This is a genomic window from Mycobacterium sp., assembly GCF_035697385.1.
In the GTDB taxonomy this organism is placed as follows: Bacteria; Actinomycetota; Actinomycetes; order Mycobacteriales; family Mycobacteriaceae; genus Mycobacterium.
In genome coordinates this window covers 1-6,765 of sequence record NZ_DASSCY010000119.1, presented here as the reverse complement: position 1 = coordinate 6,765, position 6,765 = coordinate 1, and the positions used below count along the sequence as shown (strand labels likewise).

Genomic DNA, 6,765 nt, shown 5'->3' with positions numbered 1-6,765 from the left:
ATCACCGGCAGCAGCGGGCCTGCGCTGGCCAGCAGCCAGTATTGGGTGGCGAGCACGTAGCCGGCCATGCCGATCCACGCGCGCTGCGCCCCTTGTCCAGCGGTGGGCGCGTCGCGCACAACGAGCAGCAACGGGACCAGGCCGACCCAAGCCAGCCACCACCACGACGCGGCGGGGAAGGCTAGGGCGACCAGCGCGCCGGCAAGAAATGCCGCCGCGTGGCCCCGAACCGAACTCAGGTGCTTGATGCCTTGGCGATGCCGGCGATCGCCGCATCGAGGGTGGCGTTGAACTCGTCGTCGCTCTGCTGCGCGGTCAGCCCCTCGGTCAGCGCACGCGAGAAGCTCGCGATGACACCGTTGTTGCGGGCCAGCCGCTCGCAGGCCTCGTCGCGGCTGTAACCGCCGGACAGCGCCACCACGCGGAGCACCTTCGGGTGGTCGACGAGCTGCTTGTAGAGGTTGTCGGTATCGGGCAGCGTCAGCTTGAGCATCACGACCTGGTCGTCGTCGAGCTTGCTGACCCCGTCGAGCAGAGCAGCGTTGAGCTGCTCTTCGGCTTCTGCCTTGCGGGGGCTCTTGATGTCGACCTCCGGCTCGATGATCGGCACCAGGCCCTTCGCTAGGACCTGCCTGGCGACCTCGAACTGCTGCGCCACCACCGCGTCGAGCCCCTTGCCGGGCAGCTTGATGACAGACCGTTCCTTGGTGCCGAAGATGCCGTTGGCGACGGCGCGGTCCAGCAGGTCGTCGAGGCCGGGCATCGGCTTCATCGTCTGCGCGCCGTCCTGTTCGTCGGCCAGCCCCTTGTCGATCTTGAGGAACGGCACGACATGCTTGACGTTCCACAGGTAGTCGGCGCTGGGACGCCCTTCGATCTCGCGGTCCATGGTCATTTCGAACAGGATCGCGCCGAGGATCCGATCCGCGTCGAAGCTGGGGCTGGTGATGATGCGGGTGCGCATTTCATGCACCAGATCGAACATCTGCTCGTCGCCTGAGTAGGCGTCCTCTTCGATGCCGTAGAGCTTCAACGCCTTCGGCGTGCTTCCACCGCTCTGGTCCAGTGCGGCGATGAAGCCGGAACCTGTCCTGGCCTTCTCAAGCTGTTCGGTGTTCATGTTCGGGTTCTACTCCTCTTCCTTTGCTGCTACCAGCCTCGTTTTTTCCACTCACCTAGTTGCGGGCGTTCGGCCCCGAGCGTCGTGTCGTCGCCGTGTCCGGGGTAGACGACCGTCGAGTCCCCGTAGACGTTAAACACCCGGCTGGTCACGTCGCCCAGCAGTTGCTCGAAGTCGCCCTCTTTCCAGGTCTTGCCGACACCGCCGGGGAACAGGCAGTCGCCGGTGAACAGATGCGTCGCCCCGGTTTCGGGGTCGACGCCGTCCAGCGCGAGAGCGACGGATCCCGGTGTGTGGCCCTGCAGGTGAATGACGTCGAAGGACAGCTCACCGATTTTGACGGTGTCGCCGTGGGCCAGCACTCGGTCCGGTTTGACGGGCAGCGCAGCCGCGTCGAGTTGATGAGCGGCGGTCGGTGCGCCGGTGGACTTGACGACCTCGGTCAGGGCGATCCAATGGTCCTGGTGCTGGTGGCTGGTGACGATCAGCGAGAGCTTCGGCGCGTATCGCTGGATCAACTCCAGCAGGATGTCGGCGTCGTTGGCGGCGTCGATGAGTAGTGTCTCGCCGGTTTGGGAACACGTGACCAGATAAGCGTTGTTGTCCATCGGGCCGACTGAAACCTTGACGATCGACGCGCCGGGGAGCGTGCGCCGAGCCGCGGTGCGGGCATCGACGTGACCGGTGTAGTTGTCGTCGACGACTGTCATGGTGCTCACGTTATCCCCACGCTCAGCTGCGGTCTGAAAGCGCCTCCGGCAGCGATCGGGAACTTGTCGGTGGGTACCCCTAGCATGGAAGCAAATTGCGTAATTTGGGTAGGAACCGGAAGGACAGCGTTGGCTGACCGCCTGATTGTCAAGGGTGCCCGCGAGCACAACCTGCAAAGCGTCGACCTTGACCTGCCTCGTGATGCCTTGATCGTGTTCACCGGTCTGTCCGGGTCGGGCAAGTCATCGCTCGCGTTCGACACGATCTTCGCCGAGGGGCAGCGCCGCTATGTCGAGTCGCTGTCGGCGTACGCGCGCCAGTTCCTTGGCCAGATGGACAAACCCGACGTCGACTTCATCGAGGGCCTGTCGCCTGCGGTGTCCATCGACCAGAAGTCGACCAACCGCAACCCGCGGTCGACCGTCGGCACCATCACCGAGGTCTACGACTACCTGCGCCTGCTCTACGCACGGGCCGGCACCCCGCATTGCCCGGTGTGCGGGGCGGGGATCGCTCGGCAGACTCCGCAGCAGATCGTCGACCAGGTGCTGGCGATGGACGAGGGGTTGCGCTTTCAGGTGCTGGCCCCGGTCGTGCGGACCCGCAAGGGCGAATTCGTCGACCTGTTCGACAAGTTGAACTCGCAGGGCTACAGCCGTGTGCGCGTCGACGGCGTGGTGCATTCGCTGACTGACCCGCCGAAGCTGAAGAAGCAGGAAAAGCACGACATCGAGGTGGTCGTTGACCGCTTGACGGTCAAGTCCAGCGCCAAGCAGCGGCTCACCGATTCGGTGGAAACGGCGCTGAATCTGGCCGACGGCATCGTCGTGCTCGAGTTCGTGGATCGCGAAGACGACCACCCGCATCGCGAGCAGCGGTTCTCCGAGAAGCTGGCGTGTCCCAACGGCCACCCCCTGGCGGTCGACGACCTTGAGCCGCGATCGTTCTCGTTCAACTCGCCGTACGGCGCGTGTCCGGAGTGCACCGGGCTCGGCATCCGCAAGGAGGTCGACCCCGAACTCGTCATTCCGGATCCGGATCTGACGCTGGCGGAGGGCGCAATTGCGCCGTGGTCGATGGGGCAGACTGCCGAGTACTTCACCCGGATGTTGTCCGGGCTCGGCGATGCGTTGGGCTTCGACGTCGACACGCCGTGGAAGAAGCTGCCCGCCAAGGCGCGCAAAGCGATCCTCGAAGGTTGCGATGAACAGGTCCACGTGCGGTACAAGAACCGCTACGGCCGAACCCGTTCGTATTACGCCGATTTCGAAGGCGTGATGGCGTTCCTGCAGCGCAGGATGGAGCAGACGGACTCCGAGCAGATGAAGGAGCGCTACGAGGGCTTCATGCGCGACGTGCCGTGCCCAGAATGCGAGGGCACCCGATTGAAGCCGGAAATCCTCGCGGTCACGTTGGCGGCGGGGGACTTTGGCGCGAAATCGATCGCCGAAGTAGCCGAGTTGTCGATCGCCGATTGTTCGCAGTTCTTGAATGCGTTGACGCTGGGATCGCGGGAGCAGGCCATTGCGGGCCAGGTGCTCAAGGAGATCCAGTCGCGGCTCGGGTTCCTGCTCGACGTCGGCCTGGACTACTTGTCGCTGTCGCGGGCGGCGGCGACACTGTCCGGTGGTGAGGCGCAACGCATCCGGCTCGCGACGCAGATCGGCTCTGGGCTCGTCGGCGTGCTGTATGTGCTCGACGAGCCGTCCATCGGGCTGCATCAGCGGGACAACCGCCGGCTGATCGAAACACTGGTCCGGCTAAGGGATTTGGGCAACACACTGATTGTCGTCGAACACGATCTCGACACCATCGCCCATGCCGACTGGGTGGTCGACATCGGCCCATTTGCGGGGGAGCACGGCGGCCGGATCGTGCACAGCGGCCCGTACGACGAGCTGCTGAGCAACCCGGATTCGCTTACCGGAGCGTATCTTTCGGGCAAAGAGAGCATTGAGGTGCCCGCGATCCGGCGGCCCGCCGACCGCAGGCGCCAGTTGACGGTCGTCGGTGCGCGTGAGCACAACCTGCGAGAGATCGACGTGGCGTTCCCGCTCGGCGTGCTGACCGCGGTCACCGGTGTGTCGGGTTCGGGCAAGTCGACGCTGGTCAACGACATCCTGGCGTCGGTGCTGGCCAACAAACTCAATGGTGCGCGGCAGGTGCCGGGCCGACACACCAGGGTGACCGGGCTGGACAAGCTAGACAAGCTGGTGCGGGTCGACCAGTCGCCGATCGGTAGAACCCCGCGGTCCAACCCGGCCACCTACACCGGCGTGTTCGACAAGATCCGCACGCTGTTCGCGGCCACCACCGAGGCCAAGGTGCGCGGGTATCAGCCGGGCCGATTCTCGTTCAACGTCAAGGGCGGTCGCTGCGAGGCGTGCTCGGGCGACGGCACCATCAAGATCGAGATGAACTTCCTGCCCGACGTGTATGTCCCGTGTGAGGTGTGCCAGGGCGCCCGCTACAACCGGGAAACGCTGGAGGTGCACTACAAGGGCAAGACCATCGCCGAGGTGCTGGACATGTCGATCGAGGATGCGGCCGAGTTTTTCGCGCCGATCACGTCGATTCACCGGTATCTGAAGACGTTGGTCGAGGTTGGGCTGGGCTATGTGCGGCTGGGGCAGCCGGCGCCGACGCTGTCCGGCGGTGAGGCCCAGCGGGTGAAGCTGTCCGCCGAACTGCAGAAGCGGTCGACGGGCCGGACGATATACATCCTCGACGAGCCGACCACGGGCCTGCATTTCGAGGACATCCGCAAGCTGCTCAAGGTGATCAATGGCCTTGTGGACAAGGGCAATACGGTGATCGTGATCGAGCACAACCTCGATGTGATCAAGACGGCGGACTGGATTGTCGACATGGGTCCCGAGGGTGGAGCCAGCGGCGGCACGGTGGTCGCAGAGGGAAGCCCGGAGGACGTCGCCGAGAATCCCGACAGCTATACGGGGCACTTCCTTGCCGAAGCGCTGGGCGTGCCGCGGCCGTCACGGAAGAGGCGTAACGGTCGTAACGGTCGCAAGGTCAGCGCCTAGCTGGCGCCGACAGTCGGATATATGACGGAACCCGGCCTGATTTTCGTCATCTTCCCGACTCTCGGCGCGCTAGCGCTTCGACATCGGCGACGGAAAGCGCGGGCTGACCCGCACCCCGTCGAGCCACGCGGTCAGCTCCTCGGCTCGCCGGTCCAATGCCCGCTTCGCGTCGCGGCCGACGTCTTCGAGCAGCCGCACCTCGACCCGCCCGTCCGGATCCTGCCCCCATCCGCCGACGATCCGCCCGTTCCACCAGGCTGTGGTGCCGCCATTGCCGTTGGTGTCGAACACATGGCTGCGGTGCTCGCCGAGATACCAATTCCGGTCGTACCAGCCCATCGTCGTCACATCCAGGCCCGGCAGCAGGGCAGCCCACGGTTCGGGGTCCGGCGCGACGTCCAGGTCGTCAGGCAGCGCGAAACCGGCGGCGCCGTCCAGGGAGACCTCCACCGCCTCGATATCGCGCAGCGCCTGCCGCGCCCACGTCAGTGTGTTGCCGAACCACCACTTGATGTCGGTGACCGTCGCTGGGCCGAACGTCCGCAGCCACCTGCGGACCAGCTCGGTGCGCGCCACCTCTGCCGCCTCCGTCGAGACCGCGGCGCCCAACCAGTCGGCCATCGGCACCCAGCGCGGCCGCGACACCGTCCACGAACCGTCGTTTGGGCCGCGGACGATATCGCCGCGAACGGATAGCACGGTCAATATCCTTGGGGCCAAGGGTGTTTCGCCACCCCAGCGTTTGCCGGGCGCATAGTCGTAGCTGCCTGCCAGCTCTGGCAGCGCCGCCCGCAGCTCCTTCGCGCTGGCTTCTCCGCACTTGGCCAGTTGTCGCAACACCGCCGCGCCCGCGGTATCCAGCCAGGACTCGCCATCGGACGCTATTCCGGCTTTCTGCGCGTCCGCGACCAGACGCCGGCGTTCGGTGTCGGCCACCCGGTCGCTGGCCCCCGGCTGGATCAGCGGCAGGTCTTCGGCGCGCACCACCCACAACGTGCGACGCATCGCGAGGTGCTTGACCAGCGAGCGGCGCTTGTAGAGCTCGGCATCCAGGTCGGCGATGGTGAACCCGGGCAGTCGCGCCCACAGCGACAAGTACGGGGTCCCCGGGTCGGTGGCATGGAGGCCGACGAGATCCGCCGTCACATCGCCTATCGACGCCGCACCCTCACTGAGGAAATGGCGCCGCGCAAGGCGGGCCCGTCGCTCGTCCACCGTGAATGACCGCACAGTTCCGGCACCGTACCGGTGGTGACCGACAGAAGTTGGGATCGGTAGCGATCCGGCCCGTCTTGACTTCTCCGTGACGGCGCCATAGCGGCGACGCACGAACGAAGGGAACAACGATGAATCGAGTAGTCGCGGGTCTGATCGGTCTGGCCGCCGCGGCCACCGTCCTGGTGGGCTGCTCCGACGACAAGGGCAGCGAACCTGCGCCCGCTTCGAGCCCGGCCGCCGCAGGCGGCTCCGAGGTCTCAACCGGGGGTGCAACCGAGGTGAAGGTCGAAGGTTCCGATCTGGCGGGCCTGGATCCCGCGTCGGTCACCTGCGTCAAGCAGGCCGGCAAGATCAACATCGGCAGCGGTGCCGCAGGCCCTCAACAGGCACTGGGTGTGGTGATGACCGACGAGGCGACCCCGGTCGTCGAGTCCCTGGCCCTCGTTGTCGACGGCAACGCGCTGGCCGTGGCCAACAACATGGGCATGAAGACCGGCTCGGCCGAGGTGAAGGTCGACGGCGACACCTACACCATCACCGGTGAGGCGCAGGGCGCCGACATGAAGAACCCGATGGCAGGCATGATCACCAAGAAATTCGAAATCAAGGTGAGCTGCAGCTGATTGGTCCTACTCAGAAGCGGCGGGCGGGCATGGCACGCCCGCCGCGTCCATA

At 65.7% G+C, this 6,765-nt stretch carries 5 protein-coding genes and 1 pseudogene; 2 read left to right on the top strand and 4 right to left on the bottom strand.

Annotated features, from left to right (window positions below; genetic code table 11):
- The 3 genes and pseudogenes from VFH65_RS10380 to VFH65_RS10370 all read right to left on the bottom strand — a co-directional run.
- Positions 1-248: pseudogene (locus VFH65_RS10380) on the bottom strand (apolipoprotein N-acyltransferase); the annotation flags it as partial.
- Positions 236-1,120, bottom strand: coding sequence for a fructose bisphosphate aldolase (locus tag VFH65_RS10375; RefSeq protein ID WP_353321214.1), 885 nt, complete (start codon positions 1,118-1,120; stop codon positions 236-238). The gene VFH65_RS10375 and the pseudogene VFH65_RS10380, both read right to left, overlap by 13 nt.
- A gap of 29 nt (positions 1,121-1,149) precedes the next feature.
- Complete coding sequence (locus VFH65_RS10370) at positions 1,150-1,830, bottom strand: MBL fold metallo-hydrolase (protein ID WP_353321213.1); 681 nt, start codon at positions 1,828-1,830, stop codon at positions 1,150-1,152.
- Between the two features lie 129 nt (positions 1,831-1,959).
- Here VFH65_RS10370 and uvrA point away from each other — a divergent pair, with 129 nt between their 5' ends.
- Positions 1,960-4,872, top strand: coding sequence for an excinuclease ABC subunit UvrA (gene uvrA, locus VFH65_RS10365; RefSeq protein WP_353321211.1), 2,913 nt, complete (start codon positions 1,960-1,962; stop codon positions 4,870-4,872).
- Positions 4,873-4,941: 69 nt separating this feature from the next.
- On the opposite strand, the gene VFH65_RS10360 is transcribed toward uvrA, so the two are convergent.
- On the bottom strand, positions 4,942-6,102 hold the full coding sequence (locus VFH65_RS10360) for a winged helix DNA-binding domain-containing protein (RefSeq protein WP_353321209.1): 1,161 nt from the start codon (positions 6,100-6,102) through the stop codon (positions 4,942-4,944).
- 116 nt (positions 6,103-6,218) lie between these two features.
- Here VFH65_RS10360 and VFH65_RS10355 point away from each other — a divergent pair, with 116 nt between their 5' ends.
- Positions 6,219-6,713 (top strand): lipoprotein LpqH, encoded by a 495-nt coding sequence (locus VFH65_RS10355; protein ID WP_353321208.1) that lies wholly within the window; start codon positions 6,219-6,221, stop codon positions 6,711-6,713.
- The last annotated feature ends 52 nt before the right edge of the window (positions 6,714-6,765 follow it).